General features: G+C 50.4%; 20 protein-coding genes. 13 read left to right on the plus strand and 7 right to left on the minus strand.

The window, feature by feature from the left end:
- Positions 1-13: 13 nt before the first annotated feature.
- From IKQ95_07250 to IKQ95_07260, 3 genes are all read right to left on the minus strand, one after another.
- Positions 14-469: a hypothetical protein gene (locus tag IKQ95_07250; GenBank protein MBR4196488.1), complete on the minus strand. Its 456-nt coding sequence runs from the start codon at positions 467-469 to the stop codon at positions 14-16.
- Positions 470-540: 71 nt separating this feature from the next.
- Positions 541-903, minus strand: coding sequence for an ABC transporter substrate-binding protein (locus tag IKQ95_07255; GenBank protein MBR4196489.1), 363 nt, complete (start codon positions 901-903; stop codon positions 541-543).
- Positions 904-951: 48 nt separating this feature from the next.
- Positions 952-1,542: an extracellular solute-binding protein gene (locus IKQ95_07260; protein ID MBR4196490.1), complete on the minus strand. Its 591-nt coding sequence runs from the start codon at positions 1,540-1,542 to the stop codon at positions 952-954.
- A gap of 150 nt (positions 1,543-1,692) precedes the next feature.
- Here IKQ95_07260 and IKQ95_07265 point away from each other — a divergent pair, with 150 nt between their 5' ends.
- From IKQ95_07265 to IKQ95_07325, 13 genes are all read left to right on the plus strand, one after another.
- A complete protein-coding gene (locus IKQ95_07265; GenBank protein ID MBR4196491.1) occupies positions 1,693-2,412 on the plus strand; it encodes an ankyrin repeat domain-containing protein in 720 nt (239 codons plus the stop codon).
- Positions 2,399-3,847, plus strand: coding sequence for a trypsin-like peptidase domain-containing protein (locus tag IKQ95_07270; protein ID MBR4196492.1), 1,449 nt, complete (start codon positions 2,399-2,401; stop codon positions 3,845-3,847). Before IKQ95_07265 ends, IKQ95_07270 begins: the two co-directional genes overlap by 14 nt.
- A gap of 273 nt (positions 3,848-4,120) precedes the next feature.
- On the plus strand, positions 4,121-4,693 hold the full coding sequence (locus IKQ95_07275) for a flavin reductase family protein (protein MBR4196493.1): 573 nt from the start codon (positions 4,121-4,123) through the stop codon (positions 4,691-4,693).
- Positions 4,694-4,856: 163 nt separating this feature from the next.
- Positions 4,857-5,192: a cell envelope biogenesis protein TolA gene (locus IKQ95_07280; protein MBR4196494.1), complete on the plus strand. Its 336-nt coding sequence runs from the start codon at positions 4,857-4,859 to the stop codon at positions 5,190-5,192.
- Positions 5,173-7,170 (plus strand): V-type ATP synthase subunit I, encoded by a 1,998-nt coding sequence (locus tag IKQ95_07285; GenBank protein MBR4196495.1) that lies wholly within the window; start codon positions 5,173-5,175, stop codon positions 7,168-7,170. Before IKQ95_07280 ends, IKQ95_07285 begins: the two co-directional genes overlap by 20 nt.
- A 151-nt stretch (positions 7,171-7,321) precedes the next feature.
- Positions 7,322-7,804 (plus strand): V-type ATP synthase subunit K, encoded by a 483-nt coding sequence (locus IKQ95_07290; protein MBR4196496.1) that lies wholly within the window; start codon positions 7,322-7,324, stop codon positions 7,802-7,804.
- An 18-nt stretch (positions 7,805-7,822) separates the two neighbouring features.
- Positions 7,823-8,401, plus strand: a complete 579-nt coding sequence (locus IKQ95_07295; GenBank protein MBR4196497.1) for a hypothetical protein — start codon at positions 7,823-7,825, stop codon at positions 8,399-8,401.
- A 15-nt stretch (positions 8,402-8,416) separates the two neighbouring features.
- Positions 8,417-9,415 carry a V-type ATPase subunit gene (locus IKQ95_07300; protein MBR4196498.1) on the plus strand — a complete coding sequence of 333 codons (999 nt, stop codon included), beginning with the start codon at positions 8,417-8,419 and terminating at the stop codon, positions 9,413-9,415.
- The gene (locus IKQ95_07305) at positions 9,405-9,740 is read left to right on the plus strand and encodes a V-type ATP synthase subunit F (GenBank protein ID MBR4196499.1); all 336 of its coding nucleotides are present in this window, start codon (positions 9,405-9,407) and stop codon (positions 9,738-9,740) included. Before IKQ95_07300 ends, IKQ95_07305 begins: the two co-directional genes overlap by 11 nt.
- A gap of 27 nt (positions 9,741-9,767) precedes the next feature.
- Positions 9,768-11,561, plus strand: coding sequence for a V-type ATP synthase subunit A (locus IKQ95_07310; GenBank protein ID MBR4196500.1), 1,794 nt, complete (start codon positions 9,768-9,770; stop codon positions 11,559-11,561).
- The gene (locus IKQ95_07315) at positions 11,551-12,957 is read left to right on the plus strand and encodes a V-type ATP synthase subunit B (GenBank protein ID MBR4196501.1); all 1,407 of its coding nucleotides are present in this window, start codon (positions 11,551-11,553) and stop codon (positions 12,955-12,957) included. The genes IKQ95_07310 and IKQ95_07315 overlap by 11 nt, the downstream gene beginning before the upstream one ends.
- A gap of 16 nt (positions 12,958-12,973) precedes the next feature.
- Positions 12,974-13,594, plus strand: a complete 621-nt coding sequence (locus IKQ95_07320) for a V-type ATP synthase subunit D (protein MBR4196502.1) — start codon at positions 12,974-12,976, stop codon at positions 13,592-13,594.
- Positions 13,595-13,670: 76 nt separating this feature from the next.
- Positions 13,671-14,468, plus strand: a complete 798-nt coding sequence (locus tag IKQ95_07325) for an Rpn family recombination-promoting nuclease/putative transposase (GenBank protein MBR4196503.1) — start codon at positions 13,671-13,673, stop codon at positions 14,466-14,468.
- 40 nt (positions 14,469-14,508) lie between these two features.
- On the opposite strand, the gene IKQ95_07330 is transcribed toward IKQ95_07325, so the two are convergent.
- Genes IKQ95_07330 through IKQ95_07345 form a run of 4 tightly spaced genes read right to left on the minus strand, consistent with a single transcriptional unit; the run spans position 14,509 to position 19,140 of the window.
- Positions 14,509-15,471: an ABC transporter permease gene (locus tag IKQ95_07330; protein MBR4196504.1), complete on the minus strand. Its 963-nt coding sequence runs from the start codon at positions 15,469-15,471 to the stop codon at positions 14,509-14,511.
- Positions 15,471-16,499, minus strand: a complete 1,029-nt coding sequence (locus IKQ95_07335; GenBank protein MBR4196505.1) for an ABC transporter permease — start codon at positions 16,497-16,499, stop codon at positions 15,471-15,473. The genes IKQ95_07330 and IKQ95_07335 overlap by 1 nt, the downstream gene beginning before the upstream one ends.
- Complete coding sequence (locus IKQ95_07340) at positions 16,496-18,028, minus strand: ABC transporter ATP-binding protein (protein MBR4196506.1); 1,533 nt, start codon at positions 18,026-18,028, stop codon at positions 16,496-16,498. Before IKQ95_07340 ends, IKQ95_07335 begins: the two co-directional genes overlap by 4 nt.
- Positions 18,028-19,140, minus strand: a complete 1,113-nt coding sequence (locus tag IKQ95_07345) for a BMP family ABC transporter substrate-binding protein (protein ID MBR4196507.1) — start codon at positions 19,138-19,140, stop codon at positions 18,028-18,030. Before IKQ95_07345 ends, IKQ95_07340 begins: the two co-directional genes overlap by 1 nt.
- Positions 19,141-19,192 lie beyond the last annotated feature (52 nt).

Consider the following 19,192-nt stretch of genomic DNA (forward strand, 5'->3'; position numbering starts at 1 on the left):
TCCTTTGCTGAAATCAATTCACAAATAATTCTGCACGCTTGTCGTAATATATTTTGTGAAGCCAGATTCCTATTGCTGTTCCGATTAATTCACCGATGAAACTTCCGCCGGAGTGAAGCTGAGTTATTGAAACTCCCGTAACCGCAGAGACTGTCAGCAGATACCCCCATTCCAAAACAGGACTCAACGCTAACAGAATCAGCAATTTATTAGGCGCGCCCTGTCTGAAGCCGGCAAGCTGGAATCTCGTGTAAATCATGTACACAGCCACGCAGACAAGCACAAGGCCGTAAGCAATATCAACGAAACGCATAGCAGGTAATGCCTGATAAATTCTGTCTCCTATTTTCCCGTATACTTTTCCTGCAATAAACGTTGCGCCGCCAAGAACAAGCATAACCGCTCCTGCCCACAGCAAGAAGTAAATCAAAAAGTTGTGCCACTTCAGCGGCTTTGTGTTCTCTGTCATTCTTTCACTTCCTTCACATAAAACAATGCCCCCCGCAACATTACATTACAGGAGGCACAATGAATCAGCCGTTACTTTTCGGGAGCTGTTGAGATTTCTTTGTTCCAGCGTTCGAGGAGTCTTTCTTTGTTGGCCGCGTCCCACTGGTCGTCCTGATTCACGAGATTCATTTTCGCGAGAGAAAATCCCGTGTCAGTCGGCGTAGCTTTGTCCGACAGCGGAATGACGTACCATCTTGCTATCGTGTCCATAGCTTTCTGTCCGAGTACCCAGTCATAGAGCTTTTTGGCGTTGAGAGCGTCCGGGCCTCCCTTTAGGATTGACATTGAGGCCGTCTCGAATCCAGTCCCGTCAGACGGTATAGCGATCTCAATTTTCGCCCCCTCGCGCTGAAGTTTAATCTGATCATGAAGGTAGCCGATTGCTATCGGAATTTCGCCGAGCGCGCAAGATTTCCCCGGTGCTGACCCTGAGCGCGTGAACTACTCCACAGATTTCGACAGGTCTTTGAAGTATGCGAACGCTTTATCCTCATCGCCTCCGAATATCCGTATTACTGTCGTAATCATGTTATAGGCTGTTCCTGATGTGCTGGGATGTGCCACGCGGACTTTTTTCGCGTACTCAGGCTTCAGGAGATCCGCCCAGCTTTTCGGCATGTCGAGTCCTAACTCTTTCGCCCGGTCCGTGTTCATGCAGAAAGCTATAGGCCCGACATAGAGTCCCGTCCAATAATTTTCGGGGTCTCTGTATTTCGCCGGAATGCTCCCCGCCGCCCTCGAACGGTAAGGAGTCGACAGCCCCCGCAGTTTTGCTTCAATGTGCTGAGTCCCGACACCGCCAACCCATATGCTTGCCTGCGGATTTGCCCGTTCAGCCTCAAGACGCGCTATAGCCTCGCCACCTGACAGCCTCACCCATTCGACTTTGATCCCCGTGTCAGCCTCGAAAGCGTCAAACAATGCTTTTGCTAACGGCTCTTCCATTGTCGTATAGGCTTTGACCGACTCAGCGGCACAGGCCATGACAGACAACGCCATGACGATAACAAGAGATAACACAAATTTCTTCATGCTATAGAATCCTCCTGACGATAAATTTTTGGAGCTGTGAATTTTTTGGTGATGTATGATATTTTAGCCGTTAATCCCGAATCGATACACCGTATTTCTATCACCCATGCGAATGCGCTATAATGCCCTTAACACATGCGAGGTGATATTATGCCGCTCTCTGATTCTGACTTCTGCCTTTTGTGCCGCAGCGGGCTTTATGACGAAATCAAATCCGCCCTAAATGACGGTGCTTTTGTCAACGCGGCTGTGAGTCTGAATCCCAAAAATTTCATGGCCGTATTGAAATCTATAGTCTTCAGGAAAAATCATCATAACACAACGCCCCTAATCGAGGCCGCCGAAAATAATCCAAGCTCGTCAATCATAGAGCTTCTATACGAGTACGGAGCAGACCCCGACAAGCCTAATGACGCAGGAATTACCCCTCTTGAAGCAGCATTGACAGCAGGCAGGACGGGAAACGCATTAGCCCTCCTCCGCGTTTGCAGGGATGATGACGGCACCGGGAAAAACCGCGCTCTAATGTCAGCCGCAAAGGACGGAAATATTCCCGCAGTCCGTGAGCTTATCACCGCAGGGGCAGACCTCAGCGCAAGAGATTCAGACGGCAATACAGCCCTTATGCTCGCAGTGATGAACAGGCACGTCAAGACCGCAAATGTCATAATCGAATACGCCGGAGACAGCATAAACCACAAGGACGAAATACTCATTAAGGCCGTCAGCGCGACAAAGCCGAGTCAGAAATTAATCGAGAAATTACTGGAATGGGGAGCGAGTCCCAAAAGCGCAGTGAGTTACGCAAGAGAGAACCGCGCATTGATGGGCAGCAGAATTTTGCGGAGGATTATCAGTGAAAGCAGATGAATATATGACTCCTGATGAAGCCTGCTGGTATCTTGGGATTTCGCCTGATGACACGGATTTAGACATCGACAGGATAGAGCGCAACTACCACGCCCGTATGTCTATTTATGACCCTATACGCTTTGCCCCCGACACGCCCGAATATGACGAGGCTCGCCGGATGAGGCAGAATATCGAGGCCGCGTATGAGTATCTCGTCGAGGCATATTACGACATTTACGGCCATGATGACGCGGAAGAGGAAACGCAGCCGCAAAAATCCCCTCAGCCCGTCAGCAAAGAAAAGCCCCGCGGAAATATCATCATGAAACTTGCGCTGATTATGTCGACAGTAACAGCTTTGACTCTGGGTTACTTCCTGTATACCTCGCGTGAGAGTCCGAAAAATGACCGTGATTATTCGCGCCTCCTTCATGAGATTGAACAGCTCCGGGCAAAAACTGACATTCCCATTCAGCAGAATAATATAGCTCCTGATTACGCGGATTTAGTTGAACGGGTAATGCCGTCAATCGTGATGATTAAGACCGACACAGGGACGGGAAGCGGGTTCTTTGTCAGCGCAAACGGGGACATTCTCACAAACTGGCATGTTATACAGGGCGCGGGATATATCACCGTAACCCCTCAGAACGGAGCGAGCCTTTCCGCAAGCCTGAAGGATTATGACGCGGAAAAGGACATGGCATTATTGATGGTGAAAACGTCATCCCCTGTGAAATTCCTGACGATTAGCCCGCGTTTGCCGAGACAGGGAGAAGCCGTTATAGCCATCGGGAATCCCAAAGGGTTAAGCGGAACGGTCTCGAACGGAATCGTGTCGGCCTTCCGGGAAAATAATACTTGGGTACAGTTCACCGCGCCAATTTCGCCGGGGTCAAGCGGGGGTGCGCTCGTGAATCTCCGGGGCGAGGTTGTCGGAATGCCCACGAAGTTACGCACGGACGGACAGAATTTGAACTTTGCCATAGCTCCGGGGATATTGTCGCGCTTCTTCCAGTCAGCGAGGGACAAGACTCCGCGCAAACTTCCGGGGAAATCTGACGGCGTTGACACGGGCAGCATGATATTTGTCCGCAGTGATGAGAGCTACGAGATGTACATAGCCGCGGACTACATAGAGTATGACAGCGCAAATTCTCAGGCGGCGTTCGTGAGCGTATGGTTTCCGACAGAGAGAACTAACAGGCAGATGAAGAGGGATCCGAATTTCCGGGCGGTACACGGGAAAAATTTCGGGCCGTGCATATTGCTGTACGCTGTTGACCTGTCCGACAATACATATTTGCACCTTCGGACGGTGAATCTTTACACGGACGGGAGCATAGCGCGTGATTACGTTCGTCCGCAGAGGGATTACAGGTGGGAGAAGCCCGCGAGGGGAAGCAGGATTAATGAGCTAATCGGGGCGGTGAGGAAATATTTGGGAAGGTGAGGGCATGAAGCTGGCGGAGGATTTGCGGAGGGCGGTATTGCAGGCGGCTGTAGAGGGGAAATTGACGGGGGAAAATGTGAGGGGTGGCGGTTTGTGAGGCTGAAGGATGTAACGTACAATCACGGGCAGACCTTGTATCAGATACGGGCAGTTTAGCGATATGTCAGCAAACACCTTCAATTTATAGCGTGTCAATATTTCAGAGCAGGGATTTTTTCTTGACTCATCTGTCATAATATAGCCATCACAAAACAAAGGAGACATTTTTTCATCATGCTTAAAGATTTAGGCTCACTGCCCGCTGTGTTTCCTATGCCCGTTTTAATGGTTGCGACTTACGGCGAGGACGGAAAAATCGACATCATGAACGTAGCCTGGGGCGGCATCTGCGGAATGGACAAAATCGCCCTCAACCTTGCCACAGAGCGCAAGACCCTCAAGAATATTCTTGCCCGCAAAGCATTTACCGTAGCCCTTGCCGATGAAGCCCACGTGAAAGAAGCCGACTTCCTCGGCACAGCCTCCGGGAATGTCATGGCCGACAAGTTCGAGCGAACCGGCCTTCACGCACACAAGAGCGCACATGTTGACGCACCCGTCATTGAGGAGTTCCCCGTAACAATGGAATGCAGGCTTGAGGAAATCCGCGACTGTTTCGGCGAGCAGAGAGTCGTAGGGACAATCGTCAATGTTCTTGCGGAAGAAAGAGTCCTCGATGAGAAGGGCAAAGTTGACGCGGGGAAACTGAACGCGATAATGTTCGACCAGTTCAGGAACACATATTACACTGTCGGAAAAGAAATCGCGCAGGCATGGAGAGTCGGCGCGGAGCTGATGAAAAAGTAACAAGAGGAAAATTTTTCTCCCTTCACAAAAAACGGAGGGGGAATTTTTTTTTGCCGTTGTTTTCCTGATTGAATGCAAAACTTTTTTGGGTATAATTCCTTTTTGTTCAATCCGTAGCACAATAACTTAACACGATTTCACAAGGACGGGAGGTGAGTATTTCATGGCGGAGAACTCAACAATCGCTGAGATAAAAGCTGCTGAGACTCAAGCCGCTAATGCTGTCCAGAAAGCTAAGGAGGACGCTGCGAAAAAACTCAACCGCGCAACTTCTGACGCAGAAAATTCCCTCAAGGAAGCACGCCAGGCAGCCGCACGCCAGTTCCGCGACAAGATTCGCAGGGCAGAAGAGGCCGCAGAGACAAAAGCAAAAGCTGTTCTCTCAAAGCGTGAGTCAGATGCAAAGGCTTTCTACGAGAAACACAAAGGAAAAGTTACGGCAGCTGCTTCATTCATAATGGAAGAGGTGATGAAAAAATATGGGAGTAGCCAGGCTTAAGAAGGCGGAGCTGTATTATCACAAATCCATTCATGAACAGATCGCCGCGGCACTTCAGGAGACGGGAGCATGTCAGATAATCTCATCAGCGGAGGAAAACCATTCCCGCCCGGCTGACGTTGAAGCACTGATTTCCCGAAATGATGAATACCTCGCCGATGTCCGCTACTTGTCTAGGACATTAACACCGCACTATGTCGACCCGGTTCCGGCTCTCGACAGAATGCTGGGTGAGCGTCCTGAAGTTACAATGACGGAGCTGGCTGACCTTGCGGCGAAAACAGATCTCAAAGCGGTTTGCGATAAGACACGCGCAGTTGAACATGAGACAGGGGACAACAGGCTCAAGCTCTCAGACGCTAGGAATACGGCGTTAATTTTGTCATCACTTGAATTTTTCCCTTACCCTCTCTCAGCAATCACGGAAGGAACAAAGACATTGACCGGCGTTGTCGGAACAGTGAAGCCCGGAAATGTCAGCGGCTTAAAGGCTGCACTCGGTGATTTCTCGAAATACAGGGACGACTCAGAGTTAATCATTGCTCCCTATGACGAGAAAACTACCGATATTTTTGCGGCTTTGATTTACTCGCGCAGTATTGAGGACGAAATAAGAGAGGTCTGCGCGAAAAATGGATTTACCCCCGTTGAAGTCCCAGCGACATTGACGGGAACATATGACGAGGAAAAAGAAAGACTCGCCGGTGAAATCTCCGCGCTTGAGGCAAAAGAAATTGAGCTTGACGAGAGACTCAAAGCCCTTGCTGAAGAGAACGTGCCGACAGTGCAGAAACTTTCGGACTACTACAACAGCCTTTCCGCCCGCTATAACGGCACGGCCATGAGCGACGAGACAGACTCGGTAATGCTGACTCGATTCTGGCTTCCTGCTGACCGGGCAGACGAGATCCGCGCAAAAATCGAGGCCATAAGCACGGATGTTGAGTTAGTACTCTCAGACCCTGCGCCCGATGAAGAGCCGCCCTCACTCCTGGCGAACGGAAGCACCGTAAGGCCCTTCAACATTCTGACGGAGCTTTACTCCTCGCCGAAATACAGGGGGATTGACCCGACTCCGCTTCTTGCGCCGTTCTTCTGGGTATTTTTCGGAATGTGTCTAGGCGACGCGGGATACGGTATTGTAGTGTTCGGCCTGATTCTGTTCGTCTTCAGGAAGTACAAGAAGATTGCTCCGGGCGTAAAAGATTTCATAACGCTGTTCCTTTTCTGCTCGGTGTCGACATTTATTTACGGCGTAATTTCCGGCTCATTCTTCGGGAATTTCATTGACGCATTTTTGCCCCCGTTAGTCCCTATGAAGAATGCGTTAATGCTTGTTGACCCAATGACGAATCCCATGCAGGTATTAGGAATCTCGCTGTTGCTGGGCGTAGTTCACCTGATGTTCGGGCTTCTGATTTCGGCGTATGACAAGCTGAGGAACGGAGAAATCATTGACGCGATCGGCGAAAAAATATCGTGGTTCTTCTTCATTGTCGGACTCTGCTTATACGGTGTGGGACTGGGCGGAATGTTGCCCCCTCACTTTGTGCAGATAGGCGCGGCGATGGCTGGACTCGGAGCTGTGATAATCTTCATTTACGCGGGCAAGGGTGAGCCTAATTACTTCAAGAAGGTCATAAACGGATTCTTAGCGTTATACGGCTCAACGTCATATCTTGGAGATATTCTCAGCTACAGCAGGCTTCTTGCGCTGGGATTCGGCTCGGCGGTCATCGGAATGGTAATAAACCTTCTCGGCGGACTCGCGGCTGATATTCCGTATGTCGGCTGGTTCGTGGCAATCACCGTAGTAATCGGCGGACATATCTTCAGCATTGCGATAAACATACTCGGCTCATTTGTTCACCCGTTAAGGCTTCAGTATGTTGAATTTTTCGGAAAGTTTTACAGCGGCGGCGGAGAACCCTTCACCCCGTTGACGCTCTCACAGGAATTTGTGAACGTGAAAGCGTAAGGAAAAGTTATTACCCCCTCGCCATTAATGGCTCTCTCCCCCTTGACAAGGGGCGCAGGTTTTTCTTGCCTCTCCTGAGAAGGGGAGGTGTCTGAAAGACGGAGGGGTGAGCAGTAACAATTTCAATCACGAAAGGAACGTGTAAATCATCATGGAACATCTTGGACTTTCACTCGCGCTGTTCGGGGCGGCACTTGCGGCGGCTCTTGCAGGAATCGGATCAGCAATCGGAATCGGCGTAGCAGGCGGAGCTGCGGCAGGCGTAATGACTGAGGATCCCAACAAGTTCGGCTCATGCTTAATCCTTCAGGCACTTCCCGGAACGCAGGGTATCTACGGACTCCTTATCGCATTCTTCGTCCTGAACAAGCTCGGACTCCTCGGCGGAGCTGGCGCGGTCGCACTCACATGGAATCAGGGACTCCAGATTCTTGCGTCATGCCTCCCGATAGCGGTCGTGGGCTGGTACTCGGCAATCTGGCAGGGCAAAACGTCAGCGGCATCGATTCAGATGATCGGCAAGAAGCCTGAAGCGATGGGAAAAGCAATAATCCTCCCCGCAATGGTCGAGACATACGCCGTTCTTGCGCTTCTTACGAGTATATTAATGCTCATGGGAGTACAGGTAGGCTAATCGGGCAGGTGTTGAAGAATGGCACTTGCAGACATCAAAGCAAAAATCAAAGCAGAATCACAGGCGCAAATCAAAGCATTAGAGGCGGAAAATGACGAGAGAGTCCGCGAGATTAGCCGCAAAGTAAACGCCGAAATCAAAGAGGTTCAGGACGCTTACGCCACCAGACTCGGACGTGAAGAGCCTGAAGTTTTGAGACGGCGCGAAATTGTAGCAGAGCTTGACGCAAAGCGCGTTGATCTCGGAGTCCGTCAGCAGTTGTTGACAGAAGCATTTGACGCGGCACTTCAGCAGATGGCTTCAATGTCCCCGGACAAGTATCTGAAATTCGCGGACAAACTTCTTGCACAGGCCGTAACAACAGGAAATGAAGTTGTGTTAGTCGGCAAGAACGAGAAGAATTTAGATCAGCGATGGCTTGACGGCTACAACGCCTCGCACAATACCAAGCTGACACTTTCGGGCGACAGGCTGCCGATTTCGGGCGGATTCGTTCTCAGGAATGACAGAATTGACACAAATTGTTCGTGGGAAATGCTCATAGAGGATGCCCGCGCTGACATTGAGACCGAAGTTGTGAAGCGGTTATTCGCGTAGGGAGGTGTGTCGGCTGTGAGTTATGTATACACCGTAGCACGTTTGCGGGGTATGGAAAATCACATACTTGACACGGCATTTTTTTCGCGGCTCATGGACAGCTCCGGCATTGATGACGCATTGAAGGCACTCGGCGAAACGTCATACTCTCAGTGGATTTCGGGAAATGAGAATTTCGACAAGGCTATAGATTCGGAAATGCTCGCGACATGCAAAGAGCTTGAATCGTTTGTGCCTGACAAGGGATTAATTGACATTTTCAGAATCCCCTACGATTTCCACAACGTGAAAGTTTTGCTCAAAGGGCTGTTCAAAGTCAGAGGCGGAGAGTCTGAGGGACGGCGGTATGATTTGCTGTCTAAACTCGGAACGATTGACGCTGAGGAGCTGAAGACAGCGATTGAGACGGAGGAATACGGATTCCTTCCCTACGGTCTTACGGACTTGATTCCGCAGTGCTGGCAGTTGTGGGACGCTGGGAAAAATCCGCAGGCTGTCGAGTTGCTGATAGATCACGCCATGTTCCGGGCAATGCTGAATATCGCCGAGGGACTCAAAATGCCCGCCGTGATTCACTGGGTAAAGTCCCGGATTGACGCGGAAAACTTGCGGAGCGCGGTACGTCTCGCACGAATCAAATACGACAGCGCGAAAGCTCTTCCCTTCTTCCACGAGGGCGGAACGATTCGGCCTGATGACATGGCAAGACTCCTCAGTGAGCCTCAAGAGACTTGGAGCAGGTTATTGTCGCACACGGACATAGGCGCGGCTCTTGGGTCATTGCAGGATTCCGGCGACATAAAGACATCGCTGACTGACGTGTCGAAATCGCTTGATGACTATCTGATTCGGGTACTCGACAGCGCGAAATACTCAATGGATGCCCCGGAGAATGTTCTTCTCTACCTTCTCACAAAGGAAGCTGAAACACGTAACATGCGGGTTGCTCTTGTGTGCATATCGGGAGGGCTTGACCGCGAATTTGGGAGGAGGCTTCTGAGCAATGGCAGATAACAGCAAACCAATGGCCGCAATCGGGAGCTATGAGATGACGTTACCGTTTCAGGCTGTCGGAGTGAAGAGCGTTGTTCTGACTCCTGAGACTCGCGGGACATTTGAGTCAACTCTTGAGAAATTAGCGCGTGAAGATTATGCGGTAGTGTTCATACAGGAAGATTTGTTCGTTGAGTTCACAGCAAAAGTCGAGGAAATCAACGATAAGTATCACACCAGCGTGCTGCCTGTTCCCGGTCCTTCAGGAGCAACGGGGGCGGGGCTTGCGTCAATTCGCGGAAGCGTGGAAAAAGCCGTTGGTATGGATATATTTGCGGAAAGATAATAAAAACGGAGGCAGGAGATAAAGAAAATGCCTGAGAAAAAAGAAGTCAAAGGAGTAATAGAGAGGATCTCCGGCTCTCTTGTAATCGCGGGCGGCATGGAGGGCGCAAGTATGCAGGACGTTGTGCATATCGGCGAACTCGGACTCGTCGGCGAAATACTAGAGGTGAACGGCGACAAGGCATCAATCCAGGTGTACGAGGAAACATCCGGGTTAATGCCGGGTGAGCCTGTTGTGTCAATGGGCGAGCCTCTGAGCGTTGAGCTTGGGCCGGGGATTATTGAACAGTTCTATGACGGGATACAGAGACCGCTTGAACTCATCGAGAAGGCCGCGAAAAGCCCCTACATTTCGAGGGGAATCAGCGTTCCGGCGATTGACCGCGCAAAGAAATGGGACTTTACCCCGAAAGTGAAAGTCGGCGATGAGGTCATACCGGGCGACATTCTCGGAACAGTTCAGGAGACCGTTGTTGTTGAACATAGAATCATGGTTCCCTACGGCGTTAAAGGGAAAGTCGCAAAAATCGAGAAGGGCGAACATACCGTAGAAGACATCATAGCGGTGATTGATGACAACGGCACGAAACATGAAGTGAAAATGTTACAGCGTTGGCCGGTCAGAAAGCCCCGCCCCGTAAAGACTCGTCTCGCTCCCAATGTCCCGATGACAACAGGACAGAGAGTCGTTGACGCATTTTTCCCGGTTGCGCTTGGCGGTACTGCGTGCGTTCCCGGGCCTTTCGGATCGGGGAAGACGGTCATTCAGCACCAGTTCGCGAAATGGGCGCAGGCTCAGATAGTCGTTTACGTCGGCTGCGGTGAACGCGGTAACGAGATGACAGACGTTCTTCTTGAGTTCCCGGAGCTTGACGACCCGCAGACAGGCCAGCCCCTAATGAAGCGTACTACCCTAATCGCGAACACATCAAACATGCCCGTTGCCGCCCGTGAAGCCAGCGTTTACACAGCAATAACGCTCGCTGAATATTACCGTGATATGGGCTACTCTGTGGCACTCATGGCCGACTCGACAAGCCGATGGGCAGAAGCTCTCCGCGAAATGTCAGGCCGTCTTGAGGAAATGCCCGGCGAGGAAGGTTACCCCGCGTATCTCGGCACACGCCTTGCGTCATTCTACGAGAGGGCCGGACGCTGTATCGTAAACGGCAAAGAAGGCCGCGAGGGTTCAATCACCGTCATCGGAGCCGTATCACCTCCCGGCGGAGACTTGTCCGAGCCTGTTACGCAGAACACACTGCGAGTCACAAAAGTCTTCTGGGGACTTGACGCGAATTTGGCCTATCAGAGGCACTTCCCCGCGATTAACTGGCTCAACAGCTACTCACTTTACACAGAGAGGTTAGATCCTTACTGGGACGAAAAATTTGATGATCAGTGGAGCGGACTCCGTGTCGAGGCAATGAGCCTTCTTGAGCAGGAATCACAGCTCAACGAAATTGTGAGACTCGTGGGAATTGACGCATTATCACGCGATGAGCGCATGGTAATGGAGACGGCTAAATCATTGCGTGAAGACTTCCTCCATCAGAACGCCTTCCACGAGATTGACACGTACGCCTCAATGGATAAGCAGTTCAAGATGCTGAAGACAATTGTCGCGTTCCATCATGCCGGACTTGACGCACTCCACAAAGGCGCGGCCATGAATAAGCTGTTTAACCTCCCTGTTCGTGAGCAGATTGCGAGAATGCGCTATCTTGAGGAGAAAGACATAGGCCAGATTGACAAACTTGACGACACAATCAAGGAGCAGATCAACGGAATAATCCCTGTCGGAGGTGATAACAATGCTGCCTAGAGAGTATCGGACAATATCAAGCATATCCGGCCCGCTTATGATGGTCGAGAAAACCGCTGACGTTCGTTATGATGAGCTTGTAGAAATCACGCTTGCCAACGGGGACAAGAGACGCGGAAAAGTCCTTGAGATAGAGAGCGACAGAGCATTAGTTCAGGTTTTCGAGGGTACGACAGGAATCGAGAACGAGGACGCTAAAGTGAGATTTCTCGGCAAGGTCTTAACCCTCCCTGTATCACGCGACATGCTCGGAAGAGTCTTCAACGGACGCGGAGAACCTATTGACGGAGGCGCACCGCTTATCCCTGAGCAGAACATTGACATCAACGGAATGCCCATGAATCCGTTCTCGCGGGATTTCCCCTCAGAGTTCATACAGACCGGAATATCAACAATTGACGGCCTTAACCCGATGGTCAGAGGTCAGAAACTGCCGATATTCTCAGCGTCAGGACTCCCGCATAACAGGATGGCGGCTCAGATTGCGAGACAGGCTACAGTCATCAGCGGGCATGAGGATTTCGCGGTTGTCTTTGCGGCAATGGGTATCACGTTCGAGGAAGCGTCATTCTTCATGGAGGACTTCAGGCGGACGGGAGCGTTACAGCGCACAGTACTGTATATCAACCTTGCTGATGACCCCGCAATAGAGCGTATATCGACTCCGCGTATTGCTTTGACGGCGGCGGAATATCTCGCGTTTGAGTGCAACATGCATGTTGTTGTCATTCTCACGGACTTAACGAACTACTGCGAGGCACTCCGGGAAATTTCAGCGGCAAGGAAGGAAGTCCCCGGCAGAAGAGGCTACCCGGGATACCTTTACACCGACCTTGCGACAATGTACGAGAGAGCCGGACGACTCAAGGGCAAGAGCGGAAGTATCACGCAGATTCCCATTCTTACAATGCCTGAAGATGACAAGACACACCCAATCCCCGACCTTACCGGCTACATCACGGAAGGGCAAATCATCCTCAGCAGGAGCTTACACCGTCAGGGAATTTACCCGCCTGTTGACGTAATGCCGTCCCTTTCGCGACTGAAGGACAAAGGAATCGGGCGCGACAAAACAAGGGAAGATCACGCCGACTTGATGAACCAGCTTTTTGCGGCCTATGCGAGAGGCAAAGAGGCCAAAGAGTTAGCGGTCATTCTCGGCGAGGGTGCATTGTCGGACGAGGATAAAGCGTTTGCGAAATTCTCAACAGTCTTTGAGGATAAATATGTTCGTCAGGGCGAGTATGAGAACAGGACAATCAAAGAGACTCTCGAACTCGGCTGGGACTTGCTGACAATGATTCCTGTGAAGGAACTCAAGAGAATCCGCGATGCCTACATCGAGAAATATTTGAACCCGCTGCTGAAGGCAAAATCAGAGAAGGGCGAAGCGTAAAGGAGGGTGTCTGACGATGGCACGAATCAACGTCAACCCTAACCGTATGGAATTGTCCCGCCTGAAGAAACGCCTTGCCGTCGCAAAAAGGGGTCATAAGCTCCTTAAAGACAAGCAGGACGCTTTAATCAAGGCATTTCTTGAGAAGGCCAAAGCAGGAAAGGAACTCCGCGAGTCAGTCGAGAAGGAATTATTAGAGTGCTACGGGACATTTGTACTTTCACGGGCGCAGACTACCCCGGAGATTTTGGAGCAGGCGTTAATTTTCCCCGGCGCAAAGTCCGAACTGTCGGTGAGCTGGCACAACGTCATGAGCGTAATGGTTCCCGAATATGACGTAAAGCAGGAAGGCAACCCCGTAAATTACGGCTTTGTGAATGTCCCCCTGTTGCTTGACGCGGCACTTGAACAGTTCAGCGGGATAATCGTGAAGCTGCTGCACCTTGCCGCCGAGGAGAAAGCAATTCGCCTCATGGCCGGAGAAATTGAGCGCACAAGACGCAGGGTCAACGCCTTAGAGTACGTGATGATCCCGAATCTGGCTGAGACAATACGCTACATCAGCATGAAACTTGATGAGCAGGACAGATCCACATTGAGCCGACTCATGAAGATAAAGGAAATTGTTTCGGCGTAAAGAGAAAATTAATCCCCTCGATGTGAGTCGGGGGGAATTTTTTTTGCCTGTATAATAATTTCCGTGAGGTGATATTTTGCTGACGGACTTCAAAAAGGAATGGCTGAATCTGACTCTGGGCAACGATTTCATGTTCGGGAAGGTGTTTCAGGACACAAGCCTCTGCCGTGAGCTGATACAGCTTATACTCCCTGAGCTTGACATTGAGCGCGTTGAATTTCCTGAACGACAGAAAGCATTGGCTGAAGGAATCTTTATGCACGGCGTGAGATTTGATGTTTACACGCGGACAGACAAAGGCGAAATTATTGACGTTGAAATTCAGACGGCTGACACTGGCAACCTTCCCAAACGCATACGGGCTTATCACTCAATGATTACCCGCAGTGAAATGGACATCAGGAAGATGAAAAATTACAATGATATTCACAAAGCCTACGTAATATTCATCTGTCTGTTTGATCTGTTCGGGAAGGGAAGACATATCTACACATTCAGGAATATTTGCATGGAAGACACAAGCATAGAGCTTAATGACGGAGCTTCTACGATATTTCTTAACGCTAAGGGAGTCGCTGATGATGTCAGCCCAAGAATGAAAGCATTTCTGAATCTCACAATGGGCATAAAGTCGGACGATTCGTTTGTGAAAAGATTGGAGGCAAAAATGGAAGAAGTGTTAATGACTCCTGAAATGGAGTGGGAGTACTGGGCGCAGAGAACACGGGCGCAGGATTATTTTGACAGGGGAAAGAATGAAGGCTTGAGCCTGGGACGGCTCGAAATTGCCGGACGTATGCGCAACGCAGGATTCACTGATGAGCAGATATGCAGCCTCACAGGTTTATCCCCTGAAGACCTCAGCAGAATTTAGCGCAAAAATTTACCCCCGGCGGAAATTCCGGGGGCTTTCGTTACCTTTGTCCTTTGTCGTAAATCTGTCCCAACGCCCGCGGGCTTCTGTTGCTCCTCCCGAAAAACACAAGCAGCAACAGTGTCAAGGCATACGGCAGAGTTCGAACAAGATCGTTATAGCTTGAAGGCAGTCCCAGCTGATGAATCACCGCAGAGCCGGCACTCCGCGCAAATCCGAACATGATACACGCAAACAGCGCAGGAAGTATTGACCAGTTCCCGAAAATTAACGCCGCAATCGACAAATACCCGTAGCCCAAATATATATCAGGCGAGAAATTTGCCGACACAGAATAAGCGAAACTCATTCCCGCAATCCCCGAAAGACACCCCGATATGAACACCGCAAGAGTCCTCACCGCGTAGACGTTAATCCCGGCCGCGTCTGCTGAGTGTGGATTATCCCCGCAGGCACGCAGGCGCATTCCGTACACCGTCCTGTACATCACGTACCACATCACAGCAGCCACAATCAGAATCATTATCTCGAACGGGTAAACGTCCCTGAACGCCGCCCCGATTATCGGAATATCGCTGAGTCCCGGAATTGTGATTCTTGCGCTCGCACTCAGCATGAATTTGTTTGCGTCATTCCCGAAAAATGAGGCGTTAATTCTTTTTGTGAGGAAGCTCGTTAAGGCCATCGCTAAAATGTTCATTACTACACCGCTTATTACCTGATCCGCTTTGAACTTCACGCACAATAACGCATGGAGAAGCGCGAATATTCCCCCGCCAATCACAGCGCAAATGAATCCAGCGTAATACGGCACATGCGACTCAGCTCCGAATATCCCGTACAAGTACACAGTCGCAAATGCCCCCGTGAACGCCCCGAATCCCTGGAAGCCCTCAAGCGCAAGATTCGTTATTCCGCTCTTCTCACTGTAGATTCCGCCGATTGCCATAATGAACAGCGGAAGCGAAAAGCTCAGGCCGTCAATTATTATCATGTCAGGCATTATTTCCGCCTCCTTCCGAGAATTGACGAACACGCCGCGAATGTCAGTATGAACGCCGTAACAAGACTCGCTATCTCCATGTCTATATTCTGCCGCGAACTCATATACACCGAGCCTTTCGAGATTACTGTTATCAGGAATGACGCAAGCACACAGCCTAGGGGATCATTACCGCCCAAAAGTGAGACCGCTATAGCATCGAATCCCATTGACGGAACAACACCGGGCTGAATCGCCGCAAGGTAGCCGCAGAAGTACGACACTCCCGCGAGTCCCGCCAACGCTCCCGATAATGTCATCGTCATTAGTGCAGTCCTGTTTACGTTCATTCCCGCGTAATATGCCGCGTTCGGGGACAATCCTGACGCTTTTATCTCGTAGCCGTATGTCGTACGCTCAATGAACCAGTGAAGGAACAACGCCGTTATTATCGCGACAGGGAACGCAAGCGCAATATCTACCTTCAAGCCCTCCCACCTGAAGCCCGAAAGAGTCAGCCTCGCCGCGCTGATGATTGATTTGCTTTGTCTTGAGACGGGATTAATGTAGAACGTGTTGATGTAAAACGTTATCATATACATCAAGATTGAGTTTATCATTATGGAGCTTACGACCTCGTTCACGTTGAAGCGGTACTTGAGCCAGCCGATTAACGCGCCTATTAACGCACCCGCAACGAAGCCCACAATGACGACAGCAATTTTTGACGGGAGAATCATTGCGGCCATGTGAGCGCAGAATCCCGCGAATAACATCTGACCCGATACGCCTATGTTGAAGAAGCCGCCCTTTAACGCCAGCGCAACGGCAAGAGACGCGAAAATCATCGGGGTCATCGCGTCAATGAAGCTCATGAAGTCCGTGAACATATTTTGACGGCCTGAATATCTCACCTTCTCCATCAGTCCCGAACCCCGCAATAAATCCATATATGCCGACACGGGATCTTTTCCCATCAGCCACAGGATTAACGCGCCGAATATCAGGCTGATTATGATTGCGATTAATGACTGTGTGAATTTCCTCATGCCGTCTTCACTCCCATCAGGTATAGGCCGATTTCGTCCGCTGAAATTTCTGACGCAGGGGAAATTTTGTTGATGCTACCGCTGTAGATTACCGCTATTGTGTCGGCGCAGTCTAAAATCTCGTCCAAGTCAAGCGATATTAACAGCACCGCCGCACCCCTGTCCCTTTCGGCTACAATATGCTTGTGAATGTTCATGACGGCTCCTGCGTCAAGCCCCCTCGTAGGCTGCATGAAAATAATTAACGGTGTCTTCATGTCAAGCTCGCGGGCAATTATGGCCTTCTGCTGATTCCCGCCGGACATTTCGCGGGTTACTGTGCTGCCTCCCTGACCGCTGCGAATGTCGTACGCTTCCTCTAACTTTTCGCCGTAAGTCTTGAACTCCGACTTGCTGATTATTCCCTTGCGTGAAAATTTATGCGTGTAATACTGCCTCAGCGGAAAATTATTGTTCAGCGTGAAATCAAGAATGAGTCCGACATTATGACGGTCTTCAGGGATATACGCGACTCCTTCTGTGATATGCTCGCGGACTGTAGCATTTGTTATGTCATGGCCGCAAAGTGTTACAGAGCCTCCCGAAATTTTAGCGAGTCCCGCAATTGAGTCGGCTAATTCGTTCTGACCGTTCCCGGAGACTCCCGCAACCGCGAAAACTTCACCCGCGTGAATCTGGAAGGATACATTTTTCACAGCGTCGAGTCCGGCGGCGTTCTTCACCGTCAAATTTTTCACGTCAAGAACAACATCTCCGAAATGAGCGGGCTTCCTCTCAGTCGTGAATGAAATATCATGTCCGACCATCATTCGCGCCATGTCATCAGTTGAGGCCGTCTTAACGTCAAGAACGTCTACCAGTTTTCCCCGGTTCATTATCGCGCAGCGGTCAGCAACGGATTTTATCTCGTTCAATTTGTGAGTGATGAGAATGATTGTCTTCCCTTGTTCGCGCAGGCCGTTCAATACCCACAGGAACGCTTTAATCTCCTGAGGCGTTAATACTGCTGTAGGCTCATCGAATATCAGTATATCGGCCTCGCGGTATAACATCTTCAGGATTTCGACTCTCTGGCGTGTTGCGACATTGAGATTTTCTATTACGTCAGTCGGATTAACTTTCAGGCCGTAACGCTCGGACAATTCCGCGATGTCGTGATTCGCTTTCTTCATGTCGACAAACGGAATGACCCCGAAAATTTTTCTCACAGGCTCAAGACCAAGCACAATATTTTCTGCGACCGTGTAATTCGACACAAGCTGGAAATGCTGATGCACCATTCCGATACCGAGCGAACCTGCGTAACGCGGCGATGTGATATGCTCCAATTTCCCGCGCACGTAAATTTCTCCCCCGTCAGGCTCATACATTCCGAACAACATACTCACGAGAGTCGATTTACCCGCGCCGTTTTCGCCCAAAACAGCAAAAATCTCACCCTCCTTCACAGAGAGTGAGACATCATCATTTGCGACTATTCCGGGAAAACGTTTCGTGATGTGCCGGAACTCTACAATGTTTTCTGCCATTATTCCGCGTCAATCCCCTCGAAATTGTCCGGCGTTGTCCCGCTTGTGAATGAAGCAGGCTTAATCTTCCCGGCTTTGAGGAGAGCGAGAGCCGAGTCAATTTTTGCGATTGCGTCATCGGTAAGCTGATTGCGTCCCGGTGTCTTCACGTAGTCGATTGATCCGCTGTCAGCACCGAGAAGGAAATTACCGCCCCTGAATTTCCCCGCGGCTATATCTTCAAGGACTCTCTTGTTGTTAATGCTCATGGCCTTTAGCGAGCTTGTGAGAACGACATTTGAGTTGCCGTTTTTGCCGTCATCGTACTGGTCAACATCAACGCCGATAATGTAAACCCCCTTTGACTCTTTCGCGGCCGTGAAGACTCCCATTCCTGCCTTGCCTGCCGCAACAAATATCACATCGCAGCCCTCGCGGATTAACGCCTGCCCGACAATTTTCCCGCTGGCCTGGTCAATGAATGAGCCGATGTAATTTCCGCCGACATTTTTCCCGTTCAGGTCAACCCCGGAATATGACGCAAGCTCGACAATTTCCGCCTTTGTCCCGTAGTGCCTGTTCGCGTAATTCACGCCCGACATGAAGCCGTACTGATAGTTTACGTTCGACGGGAATGTGATTCCGTTTGCGACTGCTACCTTGTTCGACTTTGTGCTTAATGCCGCCGCAATCCCCGCGAGGAATCCGCCTTCCTCCTCTTTGTACTTCATCGCGTTTACGTTTTCTTTTGATGACTCGCGCCCTTCATCATCTGTCGGGTAAGCGTCAACGAGCAGGAATTTCACATCGGGGTTGTCATCTGCGATCTCGGCTATTCCCGCAAAACGGAAGCTCAAGCACACAACAGCGTCATAATCTGCCGTAACATTCTCAACAGCCTTCATGCATTCGGCAGGGTCTCCGGTCTTTTCATGAATAACCGTAATTTTTGTGCCGGGATTCTCTTTCTCGAACGCGACAACACCGTTATAGTTGTCCTCGTTGAAGCCGCCGTCATGAACGTCATTCGGTGATGTGATGACTGCGACTTTGAGTCCGTCAGCAAAAGACGAACCCGCCATGAACGCAAGCACCGTTAAAACTGTGAACGCAAAGAGTAAATGCTTCTTCATGGAATGAACACCTCACTGTGAAATTTGGATACGGCAATTATACACGGCTTGA

The organism is Synergistaceae bacterium, from assembly GCA_017540085.1.
Taxonomy (GTDB): Bacteria; Synergistota; Synergistia; order Synergistales; family Aminobacteriaceae; genus JAFUXM01.

Coding starts and splice junctions, on each gene's coding strand:
- IKQ95_07250 (MBR4196488.1), bottom strand. CDS start 469: ATGACAGAGAACACAAAGCCGCTGAAGTGGCACAACTTTTTGATTTAC.
- IKQ95_07260 (MBR4196490.1), bottom strand. CDS start 1,542: ATGAAGAAATTTGTGTTATCTCTTGTTATCGTCATGGCGTTGTCTGTC.
- IKQ95_07265 (MBR4196491.1), top strand. CDS start 1,693: ATGCCGCTCTCTGATTCTGACTTCTGCCTTTTGTGCCGCAGCGGGCTT.
- IKQ95_07275 (MBR4196493.1), top strand. CDS start 4,121: ATGCTTAAAGATTTAGGCTCACTGCCCGCTGTGTTTCCTATGCCCGTT.
- IKQ95_07280 (MBR4196494.1), top strand. CDS start 4,857: ATGGCGGAGAACTCAACAATCGCTGAGATAAAAGCTGCTGAGACTCAA.
- IKQ95_07285 (MBR4196495.1), top strand. CDS start 5,173: ATGGGAGTAGCCAGGCTTAAGAAGGCGGAGCTGTATTATCACAAATCC.
- IKQ95_07290 (MBR4196496.1), top strand. CDS start 7,322: ATGGAACATCTTGGACTTTCACTCGCGCTGTTCGGGGCGGCACTTGCG.
- IKQ95_07295 (MBR4196497.1), top strand. CDS start 7,823: ATGGCACTTGCAGACATCAAAGCAAAAATCAAAGCAGAATCACAGGCG.
- IKQ95_07305 (MBR4196499.1), top strand. CDS start 9,405: ATGGCAGATAACAGCAAACCAATGGCCGCAATCGGGAGCTATGAGATG.
- IKQ95_07310 (MBR4196500.1), top strand. CDS start 9,768: ATGCCTGAGAAAAAAGAAGTCAAAGGAGTAATAGAGAGGATCTCCGGC.
- IKQ95_07315 (MBR4196501.1), top strand. CDS start 11,551: ATGCTGCCTAGAGAGTATCGGACAATATCAAGCATATCCGGCCCGCTT.
- IKQ95_07320 (MBR4196502.1), top strand. CDS start 12,974: ATGGCACGAATCAACGTCAACCCTAACCGTATGGAATTGTCCCGCCTG.
- IKQ95_07330 (MBR4196504.1), bottom strand. CDS start 15,471: ATGCCTGACATGATAATAATTGACGGCCTGAGCTTTTCGCTTCCGCTG.
- IKQ95_07335 (MBR4196505.1), bottom strand. CDS start 16,499: ATGAGGAAATTCACACAGTCATTAATCGCAATCATAATCAGCCTGATA.
- IKQ95_07340 (MBR4196506.1), bottom strand. CDS start 18,028: ATGGCAGAAAACATTGTAGAGTTCCGGCACATCACGAAACGTTTTCCC.
- IKQ95_07345 (MBR4196507.1), bottom strand. CDS start 19,140: ATGAAGAAGCATTTACTCTTTGCGTTCACAGTTTTAACGGTGCTTGCG.